Source organism: Enterobacter cloacae complex sp. R_G8, from assembly GCF_024599795.1.
GTDB classification, from domain to species: Bacteria; Pseudomonadota; Gammaproteobacteria; order Enterobacterales; family Enterobacteriaceae; genus Enterobacter; species Enterobacter dissolvens.
In genome coordinates, this window is sequence record NZ_CP102246.1 from 826,439 (window position 1) to 848,810 (window position 22,372).

General features: G+C 54.6%; 23 protein-coding genes and 1 other RNA gene. 11 read left to right on the plus strand and 13 right to left on the minus strand.

Translation table 11 applies throughout. The features are described 5' to 3' along the window. Position 1: 1 nt before the first annotated feature. On the minus strand, positions 2-475 hold the full coding sequence (agaV, locus tag NQ842_RS03950; protein ID WP_014833406.1) for a PTS N-acetylgalactosamine transporter subunit IIB: 474 nt from the start codon (positions 473-475) through the stop codon (positions 2-4). A 19-nt stretch (positions 476-494) separates the two neighbouring features. Continuing rightward, complete coding sequence (kbaZ, locus tag NQ842_RS03955) at positions 495-1,802, minus strand: tagatose-bisphosphate aldolase subunit KbaZ (RefSeq protein ID WP_257256514.1); 1,308 nt, start codon at positions 1,800-1,802, stop codon at positions 495-497. Between the two features lie 239 nt (positions 1,803-2,041). Here kbaZ and NQ842_RS03960 point away from each other — a divergent pair, with 239 nt between their 5' ends. Next, positions 2,042-2,851 carry a DeoR family transcriptional regulator gene (locus NQ842_RS03960; RefSeq protein WP_047361225.1) on the plus strand — a complete coding sequence of 270 codons (810 nt, stop codon included), beginning with the start codon at positions 2,042-2,044 and terminating at the stop codon, positions 2,849-2,851. A 99-nt stretch (positions 2,852-2,950) separates the two neighbouring features. Here NQ842_RS03960 and garD read toward each other — a convergent pair whose 3' ends face one another. Further along, positions 2,951-4,522 (minus strand): galactarate dehydratase, encoded by a 1,572-nt coding sequence (gene garD, locus NQ842_RS03965; RefSeq protein ID WP_257256515.1) that lies wholly within the window; start codon positions 4,520-4,522, stop codon positions 2,951-2,953. A gap of 352 nt (positions 4,523-4,874) precedes the next feature. Between garD and garL the strand changes: the two genes are divergently transcribed. From garL to NQ842_RS04010, 9 genes are all read left to right on the plus strand, one after another. Further along, positions 4,875-5,645, plus strand: coding sequence for a 2-dehydro-3-deoxyglucarate aldolase (gene garL, locus NQ842_RS03970; RefSeq protein WP_013098883.1), 771 nt, complete (start codon positions 4,875-4,877; stop codon positions 5,643-5,645). A gap of 21 nt (positions 5,646-5,666) precedes the next feature. Next, a complete protein-coding gene (garR, locus tag NQ842_RS03975) occupies positions 5,667-6,557 on the plus strand; it encodes a 2-hydroxy-3-oxopropionate reductase (RefSeq protein WP_046887350.1) in 891 nt (296 codons plus the stop codon). A 59-nt stretch (positions 6,558-6,616) separates the two neighbouring features. Next, positions 6,617-6,995, plus strand: an RNA gene (rnpB, locus tag NQ842_RS03980) — RNase P RNA component class A. A gap of 786 nt (positions 6,996-7,781) precedes the next feature. Beyond that, entirely contained in the window at positions 7,782-8,702 is a 921-nt protein-coding gene (tdcA, locus tag NQ842_RS03985; RefSeq protein WP_014833403.1) for a transcriptional regulator TdcA, read from the plus strand. Positions 8,703-8,821: 119 nt separating this feature from the next. Further along, entirely contained in the window at positions 8,822-9,811 is a 990-nt protein-coding gene (tdcB, locus tag NQ842_RS03990; RefSeq protein WP_047361524.1) for a bifunctional threonine ammonia-lyase/L-serine ammonia-lyase TdcB, read from the plus strand. A 9-nt stretch (positions 9,812-9,820) separates the two neighbouring features. Continuing rightward, on the plus strand, positions 9,821-11,152 hold the full coding sequence (tdcC, locus tag NQ842_RS03995) for a threonine/serine transporter TdcC (protein WP_014833401.1): 1,332 nt from the start codon (positions 9,821-9,823) through the stop codon (positions 11,150-11,152). 29 nt (positions 11,153-11,181) lie between these two features. Further along, positions 11,182-12,390, plus strand: a complete 1,209-nt coding sequence (gene tdcD / locus NQ842_RS04000; protein ID WP_257256902.1) for a propionate kinase — start codon at positions 11,182-11,184, stop codon at positions 12,388-12,390. 15 nt (positions 12,391-12,405) lie between these two features. Next, complete coding sequence (pflB, locus tag NQ842_RS04005) at positions 12,406-14,700, plus strand: formate C-acetyltransferase (RefSeq protein ID WP_257256516.1); 2,295 nt, start codon at positions 12,406-12,408, stop codon at positions 14,698-14,700. Between the two features lie 152 nt (positions 14,701-14,852). Further along, entirely contained in the window at positions 14,853-15,263 is a 411-nt protein-coding gene (locus NQ842_RS04010) for a Spy/CpxP family protein refolding chaperone (RefSeq protein WP_047361231.1), read from the plus strand. A gap of 313 nt (positions 15,264-15,576) precedes the next feature. On the opposite strand, the gene NQ842_RS04015 is transcribed toward NQ842_RS04010, so the two are convergent. After that, complete coding sequence (locus NQ842_RS04015; RefSeq protein WP_013098873.1) at positions 15,577-16,278, minus strand: pirin family protein; 702 nt, start codon at positions 16,276-16,278, stop codon at positions 15,577-15,579. A gap of 104 nt (positions 16,279-16,382) precedes the next feature. Here NQ842_RS04015 and NQ842_RS04020 point away from each other — a divergent pair, with 104 nt between their 5' ends. Next, positions 16,383-17,285, plus strand: coding sequence for a LysR family transcriptional regulator (locus NQ842_RS04020; RefSeq protein ID WP_014833397.1), 903 nt, complete (start codon positions 16,383-16,385; stop codon positions 17,283-17,285). 41 nt (positions 17,286-17,326) lie between these two features. Here NQ842_RS04020 and NQ842_RS04025 read toward each other — a convergent pair whose 3' ends face one another. From NQ842_RS04025 to yqjA, 9 genes are all read right to left on the minus strand, one after another. Beyond that, positions 17,327-17,692, minus strand: coding sequence for a DUF805 domain-containing protein (locus NQ842_RS04025; RefSeq protein ID WP_014833396.1), 366 nt, complete (start codon positions 17,690-17,692; stop codon positions 17,327-17,329). Positions 17,693-17,797: 105 nt separating this feature from the next. After that, positions 17,798-18,784 (minus strand): glutathione S-transferase family protein, encoded by a 987-nt coding sequence (locus NQ842_RS04030; protein WP_014833395.1) that lies wholly within the window; start codon positions 18,782-18,784, stop codon positions 17,798-17,800. A gap of 72 nt (positions 18,785-18,856) precedes the next feature. Further along, a complete protein-coding gene (locus NQ842_RS04035; protein WP_014833394.1) occupies positions 18,857-19,249 on the minus strand; it encodes a DoxX family protein in 393 nt (130 codons plus the stop codon). 278 nt (positions 19,250-19,527) lie between these two features. Then, positions 19,528-19,824, minus strand: a complete 297-nt coding sequence (locus tag NQ842_RS04040; RefSeq protein ID WP_013098868.1) for a YqjK-like family protein — start codon at positions 19,822-19,824, stop codon at positions 19,528-19,530. Beyond that, positions 19,821-20,219 carry a phage holin family protein gene (locus NQ842_RS04045; RefSeq protein ID WP_013098867.1) on the minus strand — a complete coding sequence of 133 codons (399 nt, stop codon included), beginning with the start codon at positions 20,217-20,219 and terminating at the stop codon, positions 19,821-19,823. Before NQ842_RS04045 ends, NQ842_RS04040 begins: the two co-directional genes overlap by 4 nt. A 1-nt stretch (position 20,220) precedes the next feature. Beyond that, positions 20,221-20,526 (minus strand): YqjD family protein, encoded by a 306-nt coding sequence (locus tag NQ842_RS04050; protein ID WP_014833393.1) that lies wholly within the window; start codon positions 20,524-20,526, stop codon positions 20,221-20,223. A 29-nt stretch (positions 20,527-20,555) separates the two neighbouring features. Next, the gene (locus NQ842_RS04055; RefSeq protein ID WP_014833392.1) at positions 20,556-20,924 is read right to left on the minus strand and encodes a DUF1090 domain-containing protein; all 369 of its coding nucleotides are present in this window, start codon (positions 20,922-20,924) and stop codon (positions 20,556-20,558) included. 142 nt (positions 20,925-21,066) lie between these two features. Further along, entirely contained in the window at positions 21,067-21,450 is a 384-nt protein-coding gene (gene mzrA / locus NQ842_RS04060; protein WP_047361235.1) for an EnvZ/OmpR regulon moderator MzrA, read from the minus strand. Between the two features lie 2 nt (positions 21,451-21,452). Next, positions 21,453-22,115, minus strand: a complete 663-nt coding sequence (gene yqjA / locus NQ842_RS04065; protein ID WP_014833390.1) for a DedA family general envelope maintenance protein YqjA — start codon at positions 22,113-22,115, stop codon at positions 21,453-21,455. Positions 22,116-22,372: the final 257 nt, after the last annotated feature.

Sequence of the window (22,372 nt, forward strand, 5' to 3'; positions counted from 1 at the left end):
CTCAAAGCAGTTTAAAGAGATCCAAAGCAGTCTCTGTTGGAACGCCCTGAACGAAGCATTCCACCCCGGCCGCTTTCAGGCCGTTGAAGGCGGCGATGTCGTCCGCGTCTACAGATACCGTTTTGGCAATTTGTCGTTTGCCACTGGCGTAGTGCATGTTTCCTACGTTGATACGGGTGATGGGCACGCCCCCTTCAACCAGCTTCAGAAAATCAGCGGGAGATTTACAGACCAGTAGAATTTTCTGGCGATCAGCGGCGCGATGAATGTTGTCGATCACTTTTTGCAAAGACCAGAAACGCACGGCGATCCCCTCCGCGAGCACCATTTCCATCAGGTTCTGTTGAACCGGATCCTCTGCCACCTCGTCATTCGCGACCAGTACCAGGTTCGCCCCCGCGAACCCCACCCATTGCACGCCCACCTGACCGTGGATCAGACGTTCATCAATTCGGCATAAGACAATGTTTGGCATAGCTTTTTCCTCTTTTTAATTATGCATGCTGAGTCGTTACGCCTTCGCAGGCGGCGTGGTACTGCTGAAGTATGTCCTGAATGTGGTTGATGATGAGTTCTCGCGGCGTTGACTTGAGAGCCCCCTCGCGAACTTTGCTGTACTGCAACGGCAGATACTGGCTAATCAGCGGCAACGGTAGCGGTTCGTCCGCCAGGTTACGCACCAAACGTTCAAAGGCATCGTCAATCTGGCTGTCCGGCCAGTAGTAGCGTACGCGGTCAGAGTAGCTGTAGCCGCGCGCCAGGCGGCGTGCGTTGCTGTCGCCATGGTAGTGGCTTTGCCAGTATTCCGGCCGATCGAGCATCACGTTTTCCAGCACGTGACGCAGGCCCGAGCTGGCTTTCGCTGGCAGCAGCTCCTCTTCTATGGCAGCCAGCGCAAAGAGTGCCTCGCGCAGAGTGAAGGTGAGGGCCGGGCCAACTTTTAAAATGGCGAAGTGGTCCTTTACCAGCTGGCGAAGCGCCTGTGGCGTCTGGTAGTCGGTAGAGTGCGCTTCAAAAACCAGCGTATCGTAGGCTTCAACCATGGTGCTCAGGGAATGGGCTTTTTGCGGCTGGTAGTCACAGACGTGCGCATGGTCGAACTCCACGCCAGGCTGAACCACCAGGCCAATAATGCGTGGCCAGATGTCACCTACCCCTTCCTTTTCGAACGCATGACGATGCGCCTCAAGCGTCGCGCGAGCCGCGTCAGGCGTGGTGACTTCAAGCTCGGTAAGCGTTTCGTGTGCGCCACCCGGCACGGGGACTTCAGTGCCAATGACATAGACCAGATCGGATTCACCAAACTGTTCACGGCAGGTCTTCTCGGCGACTTTTGCCAGACGTGCCGCGCGTTCGGCGACAATCGCGTCGGTCAAAGGAACCGGATCATCCTCGCAGGACATACTGCAGTCGAGGTGGATCTTTTTGAACCCGGCTGCGACATAGCTTTTGATAAGATCGTCAGCATTTGCCATCGCTTCCTGCGCGGGCAGGTGTTGCCAGCGGTTTGGCCCCAAGTGGTCGCCGCCGAGGATCAGCTGTGACGCGGGGAAGCCAAGAGAGTCCGCCAGCTTGCGGACGAACCCGTAAAAGTCGGTGGGCGTCATGCCGGTGTAACCGCCAAACTGATCGACCTGGTTTGAGGTGGCTTCAATTAGCAGCGGCGTTTGTTGCGAATGGGCGTAACGAATTGCAGCTTCAAGTACTAATGGATGTGCGGAACAGACGGCATAAATCCCGTTTGAATTCCCCCGTTTATGTTGTTCCACCATATCAGTCAGATGTTTCACTTTCCTCTCCATTTCGGATGGTGATGGTATTCATCTTTCGTTTTGTTTCATTTGATACTGCATTATGGTGGTATAAAAATAAAACGAAAGATAATGGTTTTCCGATCTGTTTCACAAAAGAAACGCAATGAAAGGTTTCAGCGTCGGGAAGGGGAGGGTAAGAACGGCAGATGGAGCTTGCATTCCCCTAAAAGAAAGGCCTTAATAGGCAAAACGAAATGAAACGAAAGTTTATTTATAAAGGATCGCGTATGAGCAGCACTGATTCCTCCGCGGAAAAGCGCATCACCGGCACCAGTGAAAGGCGAGAGCAGATCATTCAGCGGTTGCGGGCGCAGGGAAGCGTACAGGTTAACGATCTTTCCCATTTATACGGTGTGTCGACAGTAACGATCCGCAACGATCTGGCTTTTCTGGAGAAGCAAGGTATCGCCGTTCGCGCCTATGGCGGCGCGTTGATTTGCGAAGGCAATGTGCCGGGCGCTGAACCCTCCGTAGAAGATAAAAGCTCGCTGAATACTGCCGTGAAGCGCAGTATCGCGAAGGTTGCCGCAGAACTGGTAAAGCCAGGGCATCGCATCATTCTGGATTCGGGTACCACAACGTTTGAAATTGCCCGAATGCTGCGCCAGCACACGGATGTGATTGCCATGACCAATGGCATGAACGTCGCGAACGCTTTGCTGGAAGCGGAAGGAGTGGAGCTGCTGATGACAGGCGGGCATCTGCGCCGACAGTCGCAATCCTTTTATGGCGACCAGGCGGAGCAGTCATTACAAAATTATCACTTCGATCTTTTGTTCCTGGGCGTTGACGCCATCGATCTCGATCGCGGCGTGAGCACGCACAATGAAGACGAGGCGCGCCTCAACCGCCGGATGTGCGAAGTGGCAGAGCGTATTATTGTCGTGACCGACTCCAGCAAATTTAACCGCTCAAGCCTGCATAAAATCATTGATACACAACGGATTGATATGATTATTGTCGACGAAGGCATTCCGGCGGAGAGCCTGGATGGGTTGCGTAAAAGCGGGATCGATGTGGTGCTGGTGAAAGGGTAGTTTCTCCCCCACCCTAACCCTCTCCCCACAGGGGAGAGGGGACTGCTCGGTGCGGTTTTTACCCTCTCCCCTGTGGGGAGAGGGCAGGGTGAGGGGCTATCACGTCACCGGAGCTGGGTTAAACACCGCCAGCTGATTGTGCAGCCCCCACTGGTCCGAGAAGGTTTTCTTCCGACCACTCGCCACATCCAGAATAAAGTGGAACAGCTTCCAGCCTACCTCTTCTATACTCTCTTCCCCTGTGGCAATGGTGCCTGCATTAATGTCCATTAGGTCATACCAGCGGTTAGCCAGCTCAGTGCGGGTCGCCATTTTTATCACAGGCACCGCCATCAGGCCGTACGGCGTACCGCGTCCGGTGGTAAAGACCTGCACCGTAATGCCGGAAGCCACCTGCTGGGTGCCGCAAACGAAGTCGCTGGCCGGCGTTGCCGCGTAGATCAGGCCGCGTTTTGTCGGGCGCTGGCCCGGCGAGAGTACTTCCACAATGGCGCTCTGGCCGGATTTGGCGATTGAGCCAAGCGCTTTTTCCACCACGTTCGCCAGTCCCCCTTTTTTGTTGCCCGGAGACGGGTTAGCGCTGCGGTCGGTTTTACCCATATCAAGATAGTTATCGTACCAGGCCATCTCTTCGAGCAGGCGTTTGCCTACCTCCTCGTTGATGGCGCGCGGCGTGAGCAGATGGATGGCGTCACGCACTTCGGTCACTTCGGAGAACATCACCGTGGCCCCGCAGCGAACAAACAGGTCGGAGGCATAACCCACCGCCGGGTTGGCGGTCACGCCGGAAAACGCATCGCTGCCGCCGCATTGTGTACCAATCACCAGCTCGGAAGCCGGGCAGGTCTCACGTTGACGGATATTGAGTTTAGCCAGATGACGCTCTGCCACCTGCAGGATATCGTCAACCATCGAACGGAAACCAACGTGGCGCTCGTCCTGCAGACGCACAATGCTGGCCTCGTCGGCCGGAATGGCTTTGACATCCTCGGTGCCCTGCAGCAGGCGCTCAGGCTGTAGTTTTTCACAACCCAGGCCTATCACCATCACTTCGCCACCAAAGTTCGGGTTCAGGGCGATATTGTGGATAGTTCGGATTGGCACCACGGCCGCAGGGGCATTGATCGCCACGCCGCAGCCATAAAGGTGATTCAGCCCCACCACGCCATCAACGTTCGGGTACTTTGGCAGCAGATCGCGCTCGATGAGTTTCACCACGTAATCCACCACGCCTGCCACACAGTGAACGCTGGTGGTAATGCCGAGCAGGTTTTTGGTTCCCACGCTCCCGTCTGCGTTGCGGTAGCCATCAAAGGTGTACCCTTCCAGCGGTGGCAGCGGCTCCGGGACGCGGGTCGCCAGCGGCAGGGTGTTCAACGGTGGGGCTTCTGGCAGCTCAACCAGAGACTCATCAATCCAGCTGCCTTGCGGAATGGCACGGACGGCATAGCCAATGACTTCACCATAACGCACGATTTCACCCTGGGCCGGGATATCCACCAGCGCCACTTTATGCCCCTGCGGAATATGTTCAATCAGCTCCAGACCATCCGGGAAGCGGGTTCCGGCTTTTAAGCCATTGTCGTTCACAATAATTGCCACATTATCCGTGTCGTGAACTTTTATATAGAACGCCGTCGGCAACGCTTGTCGAATTTCAATGTCGGCCATTGTTCAATATTCTCCAGCAAAGAATCTGATAATTAATACAGCCAATTTTCTTATGGCAAAAATAAAAACGCAGCTTGCGAAAATAGAGCATGTCAGGAGACAGAGCGTGAGAATGTGATCGCGATCGCTCCCGAACCAGTAATGGCTGATTCTGTGCATCAGCGCCCAGTGGTTTGTGCATATGCTCAAAATATTATTGAAACAGAGCGTAACACTTGAGCATTAAAACAATGTGCTGCCGGAAAGTGGAGATTATACTGAATGACGATTTTATCACGCCGAAATAGAGAATAAATATAACGCTGGTAATAAATATACTGACCAGGGCTGCGGAATTAAAAAGGTAAATACGATGAATAACGCTATCTTCCCAAATAAATTTAAAGCGGCGCTTGCGGCGCACCAGATTCAAATTGGATGCTGGTCCGCACTGGCAAACCCAATCAGCACCGAAGTGCTGGGTCTGGCGGGGTTCGACTGGCTGGTGCTGGATGGCGAGCATGCGCCGAACGATATCAGCACCTTTATTCCGCAGCTGATGGCGCTCAAAGGCAGCCAGAGCGCGCCGGTGGTCCGCGTCCCCACGAACGAGCCGGTGATCATCAAGCGCCTGCTGGATATCGGCTTCTACAACTTCCTGATCCCGTTTGTTGAAACGCAGGAGGAGGCGGCACAGGCCGTGGCGTCAACACGCTATCCACCGGAAGGGATCCGCGGCGTCTCCGTTTCGCATCGCGCCAACATGTTTGGCACCGTACCGGACTACTTTGCGCAGTCCAACAGCAACATCACCATTCTGGTACAGATTGAGAGTCAGCAGGGTGTCGACAACGTGGATGCCATCGCCGCCACCGAGGGGGTGGACGGCATTTTCGTCGGCCCAAGCGATCTGGCGGCCGCATTTGGGCACCTGGGCAATGCGGGTCACCCGGATGTGCAGCGCGCCATTCAGCACATTTTTGCCCGCGCCAAAGCGCACGGCAAACCGTGTGGCATTCTGGCGCCGGTTGAAGCAGACGCACGCCGCTATCTGGAGTGGGGCGCGACCTTCGTTGCCGTCGGCAGCGACCTCGGCGTATTCCGTTCTGCGACGCAGAAATTAGCGGACGCTTTTAAAAAATAACCATCTTGAGGAAAACAGATTATGACGCTGAAAGTGGGTTTTATTGGCCTGGGCATTATGGGCAAACCAATGAGTAAAAACCTCATCAAAGCAGGATACTCCCTGGTGGTTTCAGACCATAATTCGCAGGCCGTGGCCGAAGTGATGGCGGCTGGCGCAGAAACCGCCGCCACAGCCAAAGCCATTGCCGAGCAGTGCGATGTCATTATCACCATGCTGCCAAACTCTCCCCATGTAAAAGAGGTCGCGCTGGGTGAGAACGGCATTATCGACGGCGCGAAGCCGGGCCTGGTGTTGATCGACATGAGCTCTATCGCACCGCTGGCCAGCCGGGAAATCAGCGAGGCGCTGAAAGCGAAAGGCGTCGAGATGCTCGATGCCCCGGTGAGCGGCGGTGAACCGAAAGCCATCGACGGCACGTTGTCGGTGATGGTCGGTGGTGACAAGGCGATTTTCGACAAATACTACGATCTGATGAAAGCGATGGCCGGTTCCGTGGTGCACACCGGGGAGATTGGCGCGGGTAACGTGACCAAGCTGGCAAACCAGGTGATTGTGGCGCTGAACATCGCCGCCATGTCTGAGGCGCTCACTCTGGCAACCAAAGCGGGCGTCAACCCGGATCTGGTTTACCAGGCAATCCGCGGTGGGCTGGCGGGCAGCACGGTGCTGGATGCTAAAGCGCCGATGGTGATGGATCGTAACTTCAAACCCGGTTTCCGTATCGACCTGCACATTAAAGATCTGGCTAACGCGCTGGACACTTCTCACGGCGTAGGGGCCCAACTGCCGCTGACCGCCGCCGTCATGGAGATGATGCAGGCGCTGCGCGCCGACGGTCTGGGCACCGCCGACCACAGTGCCATTGCGTGCTACTACGAAAAACTGGCGAAGGTGGAAGTCTCCCGCTAATTTCGTCTTCCCCACAACCAAGGGTGACAGCGGCGTGCAAACCCACTATACTGCGCGCCGAAGCTGACCAGACAGTCGCCGCTTCGTCGTCGTCCACCCTCGGGTGGAGACGGGCGAAGGGGAGGAAAGTCCGGGCTCCACAGGGCAGGGTGCCAGGTAACGCCTGGGGGGGAAACCCACGACCAGTGCAACAGAGAGCAAACCGCCGATGGCCCACGCAAGTGGGATCAGGTAAGGGTGAAAGGGTGCGGTAAGAGCGCACCGCGCGGCTGGTAACAGTCCGTGGCACGGTAAACTCCACCCGGAGCAAGGCCAAATAGGGGTTCACATGGTACGGCCCGTACTGAACCCGGGTAGGCTGCTTGAGCCAGTGAGCGATTGCTGGCCTAGATGAATGACTGTCCACGACAGAACCCGGCTTATCGGTCAGCTTCAACTTCTTTGAAAACCCCGCTTCGGCGGGGTTTTTGCTATCTGCGCTAAAAGAGATGAATGACTGTCCACTCCGCTTTCTATGAAAGAACGCGGCTTATCGGTCAGCTTCAACTTCTTAGAGAACCCCGCTTCGGCGGGGTTTTTGCTTAATGAGGTATGTACGCAGCGCCACCCGGCAACTCCCCAAACGACACCAATTCTCATATTTGCGACATTAAGCACATTTCACTGTTTTCTTCATTCATTGCCGCTCTGCTGTCTAATCCTGATCGTTATCACAAAATTTACCGCTAAAAAATCCTGAATTCTGAGTATGATTAATTTGTTATGAATGTTAACTGGATGATCCCGAATGTTTTCTTATTTGATATGCATATTTTGAAATTAAAAACATTCACCCAAAGAATGTGTGACGTATTCCACTCTTTCCCGAACCTCTGCCAAATTACGCCTGTAAATTTCGAAAAACTGAAAGAATGTTTCACATGCATAATGGTTATTTATTGTTCTTTAATTGCCTGAAAGATAGTCTTTATTGATTTTTTAAACGCAGAAAAATTTATCCGGGTTATCGCCATAAAATAAATTTATTACCGCCATTTTTGTTGATCAATATCAGCGTAATAGCGTATTTGGTTTGTCGTATTTTATTGATTTTAAGGGTTTTTAGTGGGGTCCGGTAGTTCCTGGTAATGGTGCGAAAAGGTAAATTGTGAGTAACAGCACATACCCCCTGAAACAATATTGAGTAGAATTCACCCCGTCATAGGGAAATAAGCGCAGAATATTATGAACACTATTATTCTACCGAAAACACAGCACCTCGTGGTATTTCAGGAAGTCATTAAAAGTGGCTCCATAGGTTCTGCAGCAAGACAACTGGGTCTGACGCAACCCGCCGTCAGCAAAATTATCAGTGACATCGAATCTTACTTCGGTGTGGAAGTAATGGTGCGTAAAAACACGGGCGTAAAACTAACGGCGGCGGGCCAGGTTCTGCTCTCGTACTCAGAGACGATCACCCGTGAGATGAAAAACATGGTGAGCGAGATTAACAGCCTCAGTTTCAGCACCGTCATGGACGTCTCGTTTGGTTATCCGTCGCTGATTGGCTTCACGTTCCTCTCTGAAATGATCAAAAAATTCAAGGAAGTGTTCCCGAAAGCGCGGGTCTCCATGTATGAAGCGCAGCTCTCTTCTTTCCTTCCGGCCATTCGTGACGGGCGTCTGGACTTTGCCATCGGCACGCTGAGTGATGAAATGCTGCTGCAGGATCTGCATGTCGAGCCGCTGTTCGAGTCTGAATTTGTGCTGGTGGCCAGCAAATCACGAACGTGCACCGCCCCGACGACACTGGCATCGCTCACCCATGAGCAGTGGGTGATGCCGCAAACCGACATGGGCTACTACAAAGAACTTCTGACCACTCTGCAAGACAACCACATCAGTATTGAAAACATCGTCCAGACCGATTCCGTCGTCACCATTTATAACCTTGTCCTGAATGCCGATTACCTGACGGTGATCCCTCGCGACATGATTGCGCCGTTCGGTTCAGACCAGTTTATTGTACTGCCAGTAGAAGATGAATTACCGGTGGCACGCTATGCCGCCGTGTGGTCAAAAAATTACAGAATTAAAAAATCAGCGTCAGTGTTAGTTGAGCTGGCAAAACAATATGCGTCACTGACCAGTGAACGACGACGATGAATAATTAATTTCCAAATAAGTACTGCCTATTTTTTGAAAAACACCCCAGAGCTTATTTTAGCTGTGCTCTGATACCCTGACTTTGCCCGAAAAGAATGAATTATTATAACGAGGATATTATGCATATTACCTACGATCTCCCGGTAACCATTGAAGATATTCAGGACGCCAGAAAACGACTGGCAGGAAAGATATATAAAACCGGCATGCCGCGCTCTAATTATCTCAGCGAACGCTGTAAGGGTGAAATCTTTCTGAAGTTTGAAAATATGCAGCGTACCGGCTCCTTCAAAATTCGCGGCGCGTTCAATAAATTAAGCTCGCTGACCGATGCTGAAAGACGTAAAGGGGTTGTGGCCTGCTCTGCGGGAAACCATGCGCAGGGCGTCTCCCTTTCCTGTGCCATGCTCGGCATCGACGGCAAAGTGGTGATGCCGATGGGCGCGCCAAAATCCAAAGTTGCCGCCACGCGTGACTACTCGGCGGAAGTGGTGCTGCACGGCGAGAACTTCAACGACACGATCGCCAAAGTGAGCGAAATCGTTGAGATGGAAGGGCGTATTTTTATCCCGCCTTACGATGACCCGAAAGTGATCGCCGGTCAGGGCACGATCGGCCTCGAAATTCTCGAAGATTTATACGACGTGGATAACGTCATTGTGCCGATCGGCGGTGGCGGGTTAATTGCCGGCATCGCAACGGCCATAAAATCGATTAACCCGACCATTAATATTATTGGCGTGCAGTCGGAAAACGTTCACGGCATGGCGGCATCGTATCAGGCCGGAGAAATAACAAGCCATCGCGTGACCGGCACATTAGCCGACGGTTGCGATGTTTCTCGTCCGGGAAATTTAACCTTCGAAATTGTTCGCGAATTAGTCGATGACATTGTGCTGGTTAGTGAAGATGACATTCGCAACAGCATGATTGCGTTAATACAGCGCAATAAAGTGGTGACTGAAGGGGCGGGTGCGCTGGCCTGTGCGGCGTTATTAAGCGGCAAGCTCGACCATTATATTCAGGGACGCAAAACCGTCTGCATTATTTCCGGCGGCAATATCGATCTCTCCCGTGTTTCCCAAATTACCGGCTTCGTTGACGCATAAGGATGACCTATGAGCAACACTGAAAGCATTATCGTTGGCCAGACAAAAACGTCCTCCTGGCGTAAGTCAGACACCACCTGGACGCTGGGATTGTTTGGTACCGCCATTGGCGCAGGCGTGCTGTTCTTCCCTATTCGTGCAGGTTTTGGCGGCTTGATCCCTATCCTGCTGATGCTGCTTCTCGCGTTCCCGATTGCGTTCTACTGCCACCGCGCGCTGGCGCGTCTGTGCCTGTCCGGTAGCAACGTTTCCGGCAATATCACCGAAACGGTGGAGGAGCATTTTGGTAAAACAGGCGGAGTGGTCATCACCTTCCTCTACTTCTTCGCCATTTGCCCGCTGCTGTGGATTTACGGCGTCACCATTACCAACACCTTTATGACCTTCTGGGAAAACCAGCTCCAGCTGCCGGCGCTGAACCGCGGGGTGGTGGCGCTGTTCCTGCTGCTGCTGATGGCCTTTGTGATCTGGTTTGGCAAAGATCTGATGGTGAAGGTCATGAGCTTTCTGGTGTTCCCGTTTATCGCCAGTCTGGTGCTGATTTCCCTGTCGCTGATCCCTTACTGGAACTCGGCGGTGATCGACCAGGTCAACCTGAGCGATATCGCCTTCACCGGCCATGACGGCATTCTGGTGACGGTGTGGCTGGGGATCTCCATCATGGTCTTCTCCTTTAACTTCTCGCCGATTGTCTCCTCGTTTGTGGTCTCCAAGCGCGAAGAGTACGAACCGGAGTTCGGTAAAGACTTCACCGAGCAGAAATGTTCCAGAATCATCGGCCGCGCCAGCCTGCTGATGGTGGCCGTGGTGATGTTCTTCGCCTTTAGCTGCCTGTTTACGCTCTCTCCGCAGAACATGGCTGATGCCAAAGCGCAGAACATTCCGGTGCTCTCTTATCTGGCGAACCATTTTGCGTCGATGTCAGGCACCAAATCGACGTTTGCGACGGTGCTGGAATACGGCGCCTCCATCATCGCGCTGGTCGCAATCTTCAAATCTTTCTTCGGCCACTACCTGGGCACGCTGGAAGGGCTTAACGGCCTGATCCTGAAGTTCGGTTACAAGGGCGATAAGAAGAAGGTCTCGGTGGGCAAACTGAACACCATCAGCATGGTCTTCATCATGGGGTCCACCTGGGTCGTCGCGTATGCCAACCCGAACATTCTTGACCTTATCGAAGCCATGGGTGCGCCGATCATCGCCTCTCTGCTGTGCCTGCTGCCGATGTATGCCATCCGCAAAGCGCCGGCCATGGCGAAATACAAAGGCAGACCGGAGAACATCTTCGTCACGATTGTGGGTCTGCTGACCATTCTGAATATCGTTTACAAACTGTTCTAACCAAAGCTCAGGAAGAGCGGAGTCACATGATGAATGAGTTTCCGGTTGTACTGGTTATTAACTGCGGTTCGTCCTCTGTTAAGTTTTCGGTACTCGATGCCAGCAGCTGCGATGCCCTGATGACGGGCATTGCCGACGGTATCAATACTGAAAACGCCTTTATTTCCGTGAACGGGGGTGAGCCAGCCACACTGGCTCACCACGACTACGAAGGGGCCCTGGCTGCCATCGCCCTGGAGCTGGAGAAGCGTAACCTGATGAGCAGCGTGGCCTTAATTGGCCACCGCATAGCTCACGGCGGCGACCTCTTCAGCGAGTCGACCCTGATTACGGAAGAGGTGATTGCGCAGATCCGCCAGGTTTCCCCGCTGGCACCATTGCATAACTACGCAAACTTAAGCGGCGTGGAAGCCGCAGAGCGCCTGTTCCCGGGCGTACAGCAGGTCGCGGTGTTCGATACCAGCTTCCACCAGACGCTGCCGCCGCAGGCGTATCTGTACGGATTGCCGTACCGCTATTTTGAAGAGCTGGGCGTGCGTCGCTACGGCTTTCACGGGACCTCTCACCGCTACGTGGCCGGACAGGCGCAGGCGCTTCTCGGGCTGTCCCCCGATGACAGCGGCCTGGTGATTGCCCATCTCGGCAACGGGGCGTCCATCTGCGCGGTGCGCAATGGCGAAAGCGTGGATACCTCCATGGGGATGACGCCGCTGGAAGGGCTGGTGATGGGCACGCGCTGCGGCGACGTGGATTTTGGCGCAATGGCGTGGATTGCCCAGCAGACCGGCCAGTCGTTCGAGGACCTGGAGCGGCTGGTCAACAAAGAGTCGGGGCTGCTTGGCATCTCCGGTATTTCTTCAGACCTGCGGGCGCTTGAGAAAGCCTGGCACGCGGGCAATGAACGTGCCCAGCTGGCGATCCAGACCTTTGTGCACCGCATTGCGCGTCACATTGCCGGTCACGCCGCGTCGCTGCACCGCCTGGATGGGGTGATCTTTACCGGCGGCATCGGCGAGAACTCAACGCTTGTCCGCGCCCTGGTGGCGGAACGCCTGACGGTGTTTGGCATCATCCTCGACGACGCCAAAAATGCCCTGCCGGGCAGCGCGGGTGAGCGCGTCATCAGCACCGAGTCGTCCCGCGTGGCCTGCGCGGTTGTCCCTACCAACGAAGAAAAAATGATCGCGCTGGACGCCCTCCGTCTTGGGAAGGTTACCCCGGCTGCGGCTTACGCCTGATAAAGCGAGAATAAGATGAAAGTTACAATCGATACGGGCGTCGCGCCCTACAGCGACGCATGGGCCGGGTTTCGCGGTGAAGAATGGAAAGACACCGTCAACGTGCGCGATTTTATTCAGCATAACTACACCCCTTATGACGGCGACGAAGCTTTCCTCGCGCAGGCGACGCCAGCAACGACGGCGCTGTGGCAGAAGGTAATGGTCGGCATTCGTCAGGAGAACGCCACCCACGCTCCGGTGGATTTTGACACCAACATTGCCACAACCATTACGGCGCACGGTCCAGGCTATATCGACCAGGATCTGGAGACGATCGTCGGCCTACAAACCGATAAACCGCTCAAGCGCGCGCTGCACCCGTACGGCGGGATCAACATGATCCGCAGCTCTTTTGAAGCCTACGGCCGCGAGATGGATCCGCAGTTCGAATACCTGTTTACCGATCTGCGCAAAACCCACAACCAGGGCGTGTTTGACGTGTATTCGCCGGAGATGATGCGCTGCCGTAAATCCGGCGTGTTGACCGGTCTGCCGGACGGCTACGGGCGCGGGCGCATTATCGGCGACTACCGCCGCGTGGCGCTGTACGGCATCAGCTATCTGGTGCGTGAGCGTGAACTGCAGTTTGCGGATCTGCAGGGGAAACTGGAGCGCGGCGAGGATCTGGAGGCGACGATCCGCCTGCGCGAAGAGCTCGCGGAGCATAAGCGCGCGCTGCTGCAGATCCAGCAGATGGCGGCGAACTATGGCTTTGATATCTCGCGTCCGGCGATAAACACCCAGGAAGCGGTGCAGTGGCTGTACTTTGCCTATCTGGCCGCGGTGAAATCCCAGAACGGTGGGGCGATGTCGCTGGGGCGCACCGCGTCATTCCTCGATATCTACATTGAGCGCGACATGCAGGCCGGGCGCCTGAGCGAGGTACAGGCCCAGGAGCTGATCGACCACTTCATCATGAAGATCCGCATGGTGCGTTTCCTGCGTACGCCGGAGTTCGACACGCTTTTCTCCGGCGATCCGATCTGGGCGACGGAAGTGATCGGCGGCATGGGGCTGGACGGACGCACGCTGGTGACCAAAAACAGCTTCCGCTATCTGCATACGCTGCACACCATGGGGCCTGCGCCAGAGCCTAACCTGACGATCCTCTGGTCAGAACAGCTGCCGATCGCGTTCAAGAAATACGCCGCGCAGGTGTCGATCGTCACCTCTTCGCTGCAGTATGAGAACGACGACCTGATGCGTGCGGACTTCAACAGCGACGACTACGCCATTGCCTGCTGCGTCAGCCCGATGGTGATCGGCAAGCAGATGCAGTTCTTTGGCGCCCGCGCCAACCTCGCCAAAACGCTGCTGTACGCGATCAACGGCGGGGTGGACGAGAAGCTGAAGATTCAGGTCGGCCCGAAAACCGAGCCGCTGCTGGATGACGTGCTGGACTACGACACCGTGATGGCGAGCCTCGATCACTTTATGGACTGGCTGGCGGTACAGTACATCAGCGCGCTGAATCTCATTCACTACATGCATGATAAGTACAGCTACGAAGCCTCGCTGATGGCGCTGCACGATCGGGACGTCTACCGCACCATGGCCTGCGGTATCGCCGGACTGTCGGTAGCGGCGGATTCCCTTTCCGCCATTAAATATGCGACGGTGAAGCCGGTGCGCGACCATACCGGTCTGGCGGTCGATTTCGTCATTGAAGGGGATTATCCGCAGTACGGTAACAACGACGATCGCGTGGACAGCATCGCCTGTGACCTGGTGGAGCGCTTTATGAAGAAGATTCAGGCGCTGCCAACCTATCGTAACGCGGTGCCTACCCAGTCGATCCTGACCATCACCTCGAACGTGGTGTACGGCCAGAAGACCGGCAACACGCCAGACGGACGCCGGGGCGGCACGCCGTTTGCGCCGGGTGCCAACCCAATGCACGGACGTGACAGAAAAGGGGCGGTGGCGTCGTTAACCTCGGTCGCCAAGTTGCCGTTTACCTACGCCAAGGACGGGATCTCTTACACCTTCTCCATCGTGCCGCAGGCGCTGGGCAAGGACGAGCTGATGCGCAAAACTAACCTTGTGGGGCTGCTGGACGGGTACTTCCACCACGAAACAGCTATCGAGGGCGGGCAGCATCTGAACGTCAACGTCATGAACCGGGAAATGCTCCTCGATGCCATCGCGCATCCCGAGAATTACCCGAACCTGACGATCCGCGTGTCAGGCTATGCGGTACGGTTTAACGCCCTGACGCGCGAGCAGCAGCAGGATGTGATTTCGCGAACATTTACGCAATCAATCTGACGACATTCAGGTCTCATGCCCCCTCAACGCAGGGGGCATTTTTTTGCCCGCTAAACATACAAAATTGTTTATATAATTACTCACACATATTCATCCGCTCTTGAAAAACAATGTTCCTGCTTTTCCCCATAACAAAATGTAAGGACAGTAAGATGATGAAAATGACCCGTATTGCTTTGGTTGCAGCGTCGTTGGCGGTGTGCAGCTTTACCGCGCAGGCCGCGAACGTTGAGGCAGCCCCGTCTCCATCGCAGGATCCGCTGGTACAGCACCTGAAGCTCAGCAATGAGCAGGTTAAAAAGATTGACGATCTGCATCAGCAGCTGGAACAAAATGTCAGCAAGATCCCAATGACGGGCGTGAAGGACGGTGCGCTGATCGACATGTTCCAGGCGGGTAAATGGGACGAAAGCACGGTGAAAAGCCAGCTTACCGCCTTCAGCAAAATTGAAGAGCAGACCCGTTATTACCGCGTGAAATATTACTTTGATGTCAGCCAGGTATTAACGCCGGAACAGCGTAAACAGATTAGAACGGATATGGCTAACGCGCTGGCAGAGTGATCTTTACATTCAAAAGCGATTAACATTTAACTGTAGAATTAAGCAATTACAGCGATGCCCTGGTCCGGCTGTAAATCGCTGAGGCATTTCCTTCTGGCCGGGAGCCCGGGTCGTCAGGGCGGTGGCGACTGAGTCGCCCTGACACGTTCACAGGTTTCGTCGTTACAGAGTAGCAATCAACGTAAAGTGAACGGAATGACCACCAGAGCCGTATGTTCCCCCTCACCCCAGCCCTCTCCCTCAAGGGAGAGGGGGCCGTTTGTGCACGCATTATTTTGTGGGGATCCCTCAGCCCTGTAGGTGAGGGCATTCTTTAAACCGGCAAATCAATCAGCAGCGCACGCAGCGGCGTATCAGCCACCAGCGTAATATTCGCTTCATCACGAATAAACGCCCCGTCGCCGCAGGTGAGCGCCTCTTTCTCTTCCGTGTGCGTTACCGCATGCACCGTACCGTGAATCGATTGCAGATAGGCGCGCGGGCCATGAAGCTGGAAGCTCGCCTGTTCACCTTTCTTCAGTTCGATATGGTGCAGCCACACCTGCTGACGCAGTTGCAGGCTGCCTTTGCTCCCGTCCGGAGAAGCGATCAGCTGTTGCTTTTCGCTCTGCAGATCGATTTTTTGCACCAGCGGATTTTCCCGCTCAGGACAGGCATCCAGCCACAGCTGCATACGGGTCAGCGTTTTGTCTTTGCTGAGGTTATGCTCGCTATAACTGATGCCGGGCTGTGTGGATATTAACAATGCTTCGCCAGCCTTTGCCTGGACATGATTGCCCTCGCTATCGCGGTATTCTGCCTCGCCTTCCAGGATCAGGTTCAGGATATCGACTTTCGGATACGTACGCGGCTGGAAGGATGCGCCCGGAGCGAGCACTTCCTGATTTAACACGCGCAGTGAAGCGTAACCGAGGAGTTTAGGGTCAAAGTAGTGTCCAAAGGAAAAGGTGTAGCGGGCCTGCAGCCAACCGAAATCGGCTTGTCCGCACTGTTTAGCTGTTCTTGTCGTAATCATAAACTTGACCTCTCTTTACACTAAAACAATGGTAAAGGTATGGACGCTTCATTGTTAGCCAGATATTCTGCCGGGTATGTTCAAATTTCCTGAATGAGAACGAGATGGCTAAAGAGAGAGCATTGACGCTTGAGGCGCTTCGCGTCATGGACGCGATAGACAGGCGCGGCAGCTTTGCCGCCGCAGCAGATGAACTGGGGCGCGTTCCGTCTGCGCTCAGCTATACCATGCAGAAGCTGGAGGAAGAGCTGGACGTGGTGCTCTTTGACCGCTCCGGTCATCGAACAAAATTCACTAACGTTGGGCGGATGCTGCTGGAGCGCGGTCGCGTACTGCTGGAAGCGGCCGATAAACTGACAACCGATGCCGAGGCGCTGGCGCGCGGCTGGGAAACCCATCTGACGCTGGTCACTGAGGCTCTGGTGCCTACCGAGGCGCTGTTCCCGCTGGTGGACAGGCTGGCAGACAAAGCGAACACGCAGCTCTCAATCATCACTGAGGTGCTGGCAGGCGCGTGGGAGCGTCTGGAGACGGGCAGGGCGGATATCGTCATTGCGCCGGATATGCACTTCCGGTCATCGTCTGAAATCAACTCCCGCAAACTCTACAGCGTGATGAACGTCTACGTCGCCGCACCCAATCACCCGATTCACCAGGAGGCGGAGCCGCTTTCTGAAGTGACGCGTGTGAAGTATCGCGGCGTGGCGGTCGCGGATACCGCGCGTGAGCGTCCGGTGTTAACGGTACAGTTGCTGGATAAACAGCCGCGTCTGACGGTGACCTCTCTGGAAGATAAGCGCCAGGCATTGCTGGCCGGACTGGGCGTGGCGACCATGCCGTATCCGTTTGTTGAAAAGGATATTGCTGAAGGGCGTCTGCGCGTTGTCAGCCCGGAATATACCAGCGAAGTGGATATCATTATGGCGTGGCGTCGCGACAGCATGGGCGAAGCCAAATCGTGGTGTTTGCGCGAAATTCCAAAGCTCTTTGCGCATCACAACAAGTAAAAGTGTAAGCCCGATGTGCGTAAGCGCCATCGGGCATAAATTTACGCGCCGATCTTCGGATCCGGACCAAAGCGGTTTTCGCCCGGTGTCCCGCTCTGACAGTTGAAGATTAAAATCACGATCCACCCCACTACCGGGATCAACAGCAGCAGTAACCACCAGGCGGAACGATCCGTGTCGTGAAGCCGGCGGAACTGTACGGCCCAGGATGGCAGCAGAATAAAGATGGCATAAATCGATGTAAGGACGCCTTCCCCGCTCGCCCACTCCCAGCCCAGAATTTTATCCACGATGCTCAGCACCAGAGCGAGGATGAAGTTCACCAGAATGAACATCCAGTACTCTTTGCGGCGCGCGCGGCCACCAAATCCAATGTAGTTGCGCAGTACGTTTAAATACCAATCCATTTCCTTGCCTCTTTTATCAGTCAATCACTTGTTTTCTAAGCGATCGAGGTAAGGATAGATGCAGATTGTGAATTAAAAAAGGGCATCTTACGATGCCCTCGATATTTATCCAAAACGAACGTCGCGCCCGTGGGGTTCATTTAGATCCTGCCACGGCCCGATAGAGATAATACCCGTCGGGTTAATGGTTTTATGGCTGCGGAAATAGTGGGTACGAATATGGTCAAAATCGACCGTTTCGGCAATTCCCGGCATCTGGTAGATGTCGCGCAGGAAGCCATACAGGTTCAAATAATCGCTGATGCGGTGTTTGTCACACTTAAAGTGGGTGACATAGACCGGATCAAAGCGAACCAGCGTCGTCCACAGGCGGATATCCGCTTCCGTCAGACGATCGCCCGTCAGGTAGCGGTGCTGGCCGAGGATCTGCTCCAGACGCTCAAGAGATTCAAAGACTTTCCCGACCGCTTCGTCGTAGGCTTCCTGGCTGGTGGCAAAACCGGCCTTGTAAACGCCGTTGTTAACGTTGTCGTAAATCCAGCTGTTCAGCTCATCGATTTTGTCTCGCAGCTCAACCGGATAGTAATCACCGGCGCGCGCGCCATGGGCATCGAAGGCGGTGTTGAACATGCGGATGATCTCCGCAGACTCATTGCTGACAATCGTCTGGTTTTTCTTGTCCCACAGAACCGGTACGGTGACGCGCCCGGTGTAGTGCGGGTCGGCACGCAGATAAAGCTGGTAGAGGAAGTCATGATGGTAAAGGTCATCACCCGTCGCAGCAGGGAAATCACTGTCGAAGGTCCAGCCGTTTTCCAGCATTAGCGGGTTCACAACCGACACCGGAATTAAGGATTCGAGGCCTTTCAGCTTGCGCACAATCAGCGTGCGGTGCGCCCACGGGCAGGCGAGGGAAACATAGAGGTGATACCGATCTTTCTCGGGGGCAAAGCCACCCTCGCCACTGGGGCCGGGTGCGCCATCGGCGGTGAGCCAGTTACGGAAGGCCGAAACAGAGCGCTTGAAGCGTCCACCGGTGGATTTGGTGTCATACCAGACATCCTGCCAGACGCCGTCTACGAGTTGTCCCATTTTTTTCTCCTCCGTCAGATAGCAAAAGCGAGGAGAGGTCTCCTCGCTTTGTGTTCATTCAGTATAGCGTGCTTACCATTTCTTATTCAGAACGCGGTCGATGCTGTATGCGCCCGGGCCGGTGATAGCCAGCAGCAGGAAGCCACCCGCGATGGTCAGGTTTTTCATGAACATCAGGGAGTTCACACCTTCAGCAAAGTTGCTGTGGAAGATGAACGCCGTCAGCAGGGTGAAGCCCGCGGTAAACAGTGCCGTGGTGCGGGTCAGGAAGCCGAACAGTACTGCCAGGCCGCCGCCGAACTCAAGCAGAATGGTCAGTGGCAGCAGGAATCCCGGAACGCCCATGGCTTCCATGTATTGCTGGGTACCCGCATAACCGGTGATTTTGCCCCAACCTGCAACGATGAACAGAATTGGCATCAGAATACGTGCTACCAGTACACCAACATCTTCTAATTTTTTCATTTTACTCTCCAGGAAACCACATTAGTGGCTGATCTTTATTTGTCTGCAAATTCGGGTAGATACCGCGTCTTTGCTGTCGATGGAGAGCATCATAAACGTGACGGTGGGCGATTGTTAGCAAGGAAAACTGTCAATCTTTATCAAAGATATTGAGTAAGGGCAGGTGAGCTGGTGCTTTCACCCCAGCCCTCTCCCACAGGGAGAGGGAGCAAAAACAAAAAACGGTAACCTGAGTTACCGTTTTACTTTTACCTCGACGCCGCCACCCGGCGAGAAGGCTAGCGAAGCTGCTGCTGGCGAATCGTTGCTTTCACCAGGCGCCAGGCACTCCAGGCACCAAAGCCGCGTCGGGCCCAACGGATCAGCATATTCGGATGACGGATCGTCCAGATAGCCATCACACTGCTGCCGACCAGAGCCCAGGAACGGAGGCTCAGGAAGGTGTTCCAGCCACGGTCAAACCGACGCGTCGCGTCAATCCAGTCGCGACGGCTGGCAGAGAGATCCAGCCGTTGCTGCTGGATCTGACTTAACAGAAAGGCTTTTCGCTTTTCACGTTCGGCTTTATCGCTCACGGCTTGTCATCCTCCAGCAGAGCGCGATCGTTCGCCAGCTCCTGGCGCGTATGGCGCAGGAAAGTGGACTTACGCGCTTTGCGCATCGTCCAGATACCGCCAATCAGTGCCGCAACCAGCAAAACGACGGTGGTGGCAATCATCGCGTTAAGTCGATATTGCGGGTCGATAGCCCAGATGATTAATACCATCAGGCTCATCAGACCAAACGCGGCGAAGAGCATGGTCAGCCCGAGCATCAGCAGCATCTGGAAGAGGTTGGCTTTCTCCTCTTCCAGTTCTACCACTGCCAGCCGGACGCGCGTTTCGGCAATCCCGACCAGCGTCGTTAAAATACGCTGGCCGATGCCGAGGACGTTGTTAGCAGGCCCTTGTGCGTGACGAGGATCTTCCATATCAACGACGCGTCAGCAGAACACCCAGTACCACACCGACTGCGGCACCAATACCGACACCCGTCCACGGATTATCGCGTACATATTCGTCGGCGCGAGCGGCGGCTTCACGGGTCTGTTTCGCCAGCGCATCACCGGTTTCACCCAGACGATGACGGCTCTCTTTCAGCGCTTGCTCCGCTTTACTGCGCAGTTTGCTGACCTCTTCTTTTGACTTATCTGCGGAGGAGTTCAGCACCTCTTCAAGGGTGTCAGCCAGGGATTTCAGTTCAGCGCGCAGATGTTCAGACGTCGTATCTTTTGACATGATTTTCTCCTGTTGAGATTTCCGTTAACTCAATAATCGCGAGCTTCCAGCGCTTTCAGGTCGTCCTGCGCTTCTTTCAGCTTTCTCTCGCGCTTGGTAATTTTTTCCGCATCCCCTTTCTCTTTCGCTTCCTGCAGGTCGCGACGGCGCTCGGCTATTTCGTCCTTCTGTTCAGCGATTTTTTTCTGGTGATCGGCACGCAGTTTGCTGTCCGAACAGTTAGCTTTGACTTCACTCAGCGCTTTTTTCAGACCCTCAACACGATGCTGATTGTTGTGCTTTTCGGCATAACCGATCTCACGCTGAATATCCTGCTCTTTCTCCTGACAGAGAGAGTTAGCGAAGGATGCAGTGCTTAAAGATAAAAGGGCCAGAGCCAGAGTAATGCGGAATTTCATTATCGAAACCTTCCATTGTGTTGCGGCATACGCCGCTATCCAGACTAAGCGGAGAACATCTGAGGGGTGCTCCGCGTACTTAAGCATAGTAAGTAAACGGGGGATTCACCAAAGTAAGTGAAAAGATTCGGAATCCTGGTAATTATCCAAATCGATGCGACGTATCGCGAATCAGCGACAGCCAGGACGCAGGCTGGCTGTCATCGTCCTGCTGAGCAATGATATATCCATGGGGCAGCGTGCGGTCGAGAACCACTTTCGCGGCCGCGCTCTGCGCACGGGAGTCAAACTTGATCAGTAACACATCATTTTGCGGCGTAATGCTTTTAAAGCGGATCCCGTTGGCATCCAGATGATGCCAGACAGAGAAACCATCAGGCACGCTGGCACCCTGATTCACCGGGCGAATGGCCAGCGTAGACTCCTGATGCGAAAGCGCGCTCCAGACCAGAAGCATGGCGCTAATTAGCACCAGCACGGTCAGGGCATACGCACAACGACGCAGGGAGAGCGCTGAGATAACCATTGCTAGCTCCTGGCTCCGTATTTTTTCTTCCACAGGACAACCAACGAACCAATCAGGCCGAAGACCAGCAGAACGACAGGCAGCAGCATCAGGCATGACATCAGCTGATCTTCATACTTCATAAAGACCGGCGTTTTACCCAGCGCATAGCCCAGCGTGGTGAGGATCAGCACCCACAACAGGCCGCTCATCCAGTTAAAGAACTGGAAGCGCGCGCTGCTGAGCCCTGAAAGACCTGCGATGGTTGGCAGCAGGGTACGCACAAAGGCGATAAAACGGCCAATCAGCAGTGCCGAAAGTCCGTGCTTATGGAAAAGATGGTGCGCCCGCTGATGATAATGGGCGGGAAGATGAGAGAGCCAGTTCTGCACGAGTCGCGTATTGCCAAGCCATCGTCCCTGGATGTAGCTCACCCAGCAGCCGAGGCTGGCGGCGACGGTCAGTAACAAAATGGTTTGCGGGAATGCCATCGCCCCTTTAGCGCACAGCACGCCGACCAGCACCAGCAAACTGTCGCCTGGCAAAAAGGCCGCAGGCAGCAGACCGTTCTCAAGGAACAGGATCATAAACAAGACAAAATAGAGCATGCCAATCATGGAAGGGTTGGCCAGCGTTTCGAAATCCTGAGCCCAGAGGGCATTCAGTAGTTGGGTCAAAAGTTCCATTCAGTGTTCCTGGAAATCGGTTAACGTCACGCCTGTTATCCGGGACAAACAGCACGGCGACATTGTTGTGATTTCATTATGGTCGCTCGCGGACACATTGCGGTGTGGCCAACACTGTTCCCTGTTAATTGGCTGGTTAGCAAGCACTAACTTACAAAATAAGGAATTGAATCCAATTGTAACAAAGCCCAACGTTCTGCGTCACAGAATTTGCAGGGTGTGATGATTTTGGCGTAAGCCCTGGAAGTGAGCGAGGG

Coding starts and splice junctions, on each gene's coding strand:
- NQ842_RS04010 (WP_047361231.1), top strand. CDS start 14,853: ATGATGAAAATGACCCGTATTGCTTTGGTTGCAGCGTCGTTGGCGGTG.
- pflB (WP_257256516.1), top strand. CDS start 12,406: ATGAAAGTTACAATCGATACGGGCGTCGCGCCCTACAGCGACGCATGG.
- yqjA (WP_014833390.1), bottom strand. CDS start 22,115: ATGGAACTTTTGACCCAACTACTGAATGCCCTCTGGGCTCAGGATTTC.
- NQ842_RS04020 (WP_014833397.1), top strand. CDS start 16,383: ATGGCTAAAGAGAGAGCATTGACGCTTGAGGCGCTTCGCGTCATGGAC.
- NQ842_RS04055 (WP_014833392.1), bottom strand. CDS start 20,924: ATGAAATTCCGCATTACTCTGGCTCTGGCCCTTTTATCTTTAAGCACT.
- NQ842_RS04030 (WP_014833395.1), bottom strand. CDS start 18,784: ATGGGACAACTCGTAGACGGCGTCTGGCAGGATGTCTGGTATGACACC.
- garD (WP_257256515.1), bottom strand. CDS start 4,522: ATGGCCGACATTGAAATTCGACAAGCGTTGCCGACGGCGTTCTATATA.
- NQ842_RS04050 (WP_014833393.1), bottom strand. CDS start 20,526: ATGTCAAAAGATACGACGTCTGAACATCTGCGCGCTGAACTGAAATCC.
- tdcC (WP_014833401.1), top strand. CDS start 9,821: ATGAGCAACACTGAAAGCATTATCGTTGGCCAGACAAAAACGTCCTCC.
- NQ842_RS04035 (WP_014833394.1), bottom strand. CDS start 19,249: ATGAAAAAATTAGAAGATGTTGGTGTACTGGTAGCACGTATTCTGATG.
- NQ842_RS04025 (WP_014833396.1), bottom strand. CDS start 17,692: ATGGATTGGTATTTAAACGTACTGCGCAACTACATTGGATTTGGTGGC.
- tdcB (WP_047361524.1), top strand. CDS start 8,822: ATGCATATTACCTACGATCTCCCGGTAACCATTGAAGATATTCAGGAC.
- agaV (WP_014833406.1), bottom strand. CDS start 475: ATGCCAAACATTGTCTTATGCCGAATTGATGAACGTCTGATCCACGGT.
- tdcD (WP_257256902.1), top strand. CDS start 11,182: ATGAATGAGTTTCCGGTTGTACTGGTTATTAACTGCGGTTCGTCCTCT.
- NQ842_RS04015 (WP_013098873.1), bottom strand. CDS start 16,278: ATGATTACGACAAGAACAGCTAAACAGTGCGGACAAGCCGATTTCGGT.
- garR (WP_046887350.1), top strand. CDS start 5,667: ATGACGCTGAAAGTGGGTTTTATTGGCCTGGGCATTATGGGCAAACCA.
- NQ842_RS03960 (WP_047361225.1), top strand. CDS start 2,042: ATGAGCAGCACTGATTCCTCCGCGGAAAAGCGCATCACCGGCACCAGT.
- mzrA (WP_047361235.1), bottom strand. CDS start 21,450: ATGGTTATCTCAGCGCTCTCCCTGCGTCGTTGTGCGTATGCCCTGACC.
- NQ842_RS04045 (WP_013098867.1), bottom strand. CDS start 20,219: ATGGAAGATCCTCGTCACGCACAAGGGCCTGCTAACAACGTCCTCGGC.
- kbaZ (WP_257256514.1), bottom strand. CDS start 1,802: ATGGAGAGGAAAGTGAAACATCTGACTGATATGGTGGAACAACATAAA.
- tdcA (WP_014833403.1), top strand. CDS start 7,782: ATGAACACTATTATTCTACCGAAAACACAGCACCTCGTGGTATTTCAG.
- garL (WP_013098883.1), top strand. CDS start 4,875: ATGAATAACGCTATCTTCCCAAATAAATTTAAAGCGGCGCTTGCGGCG.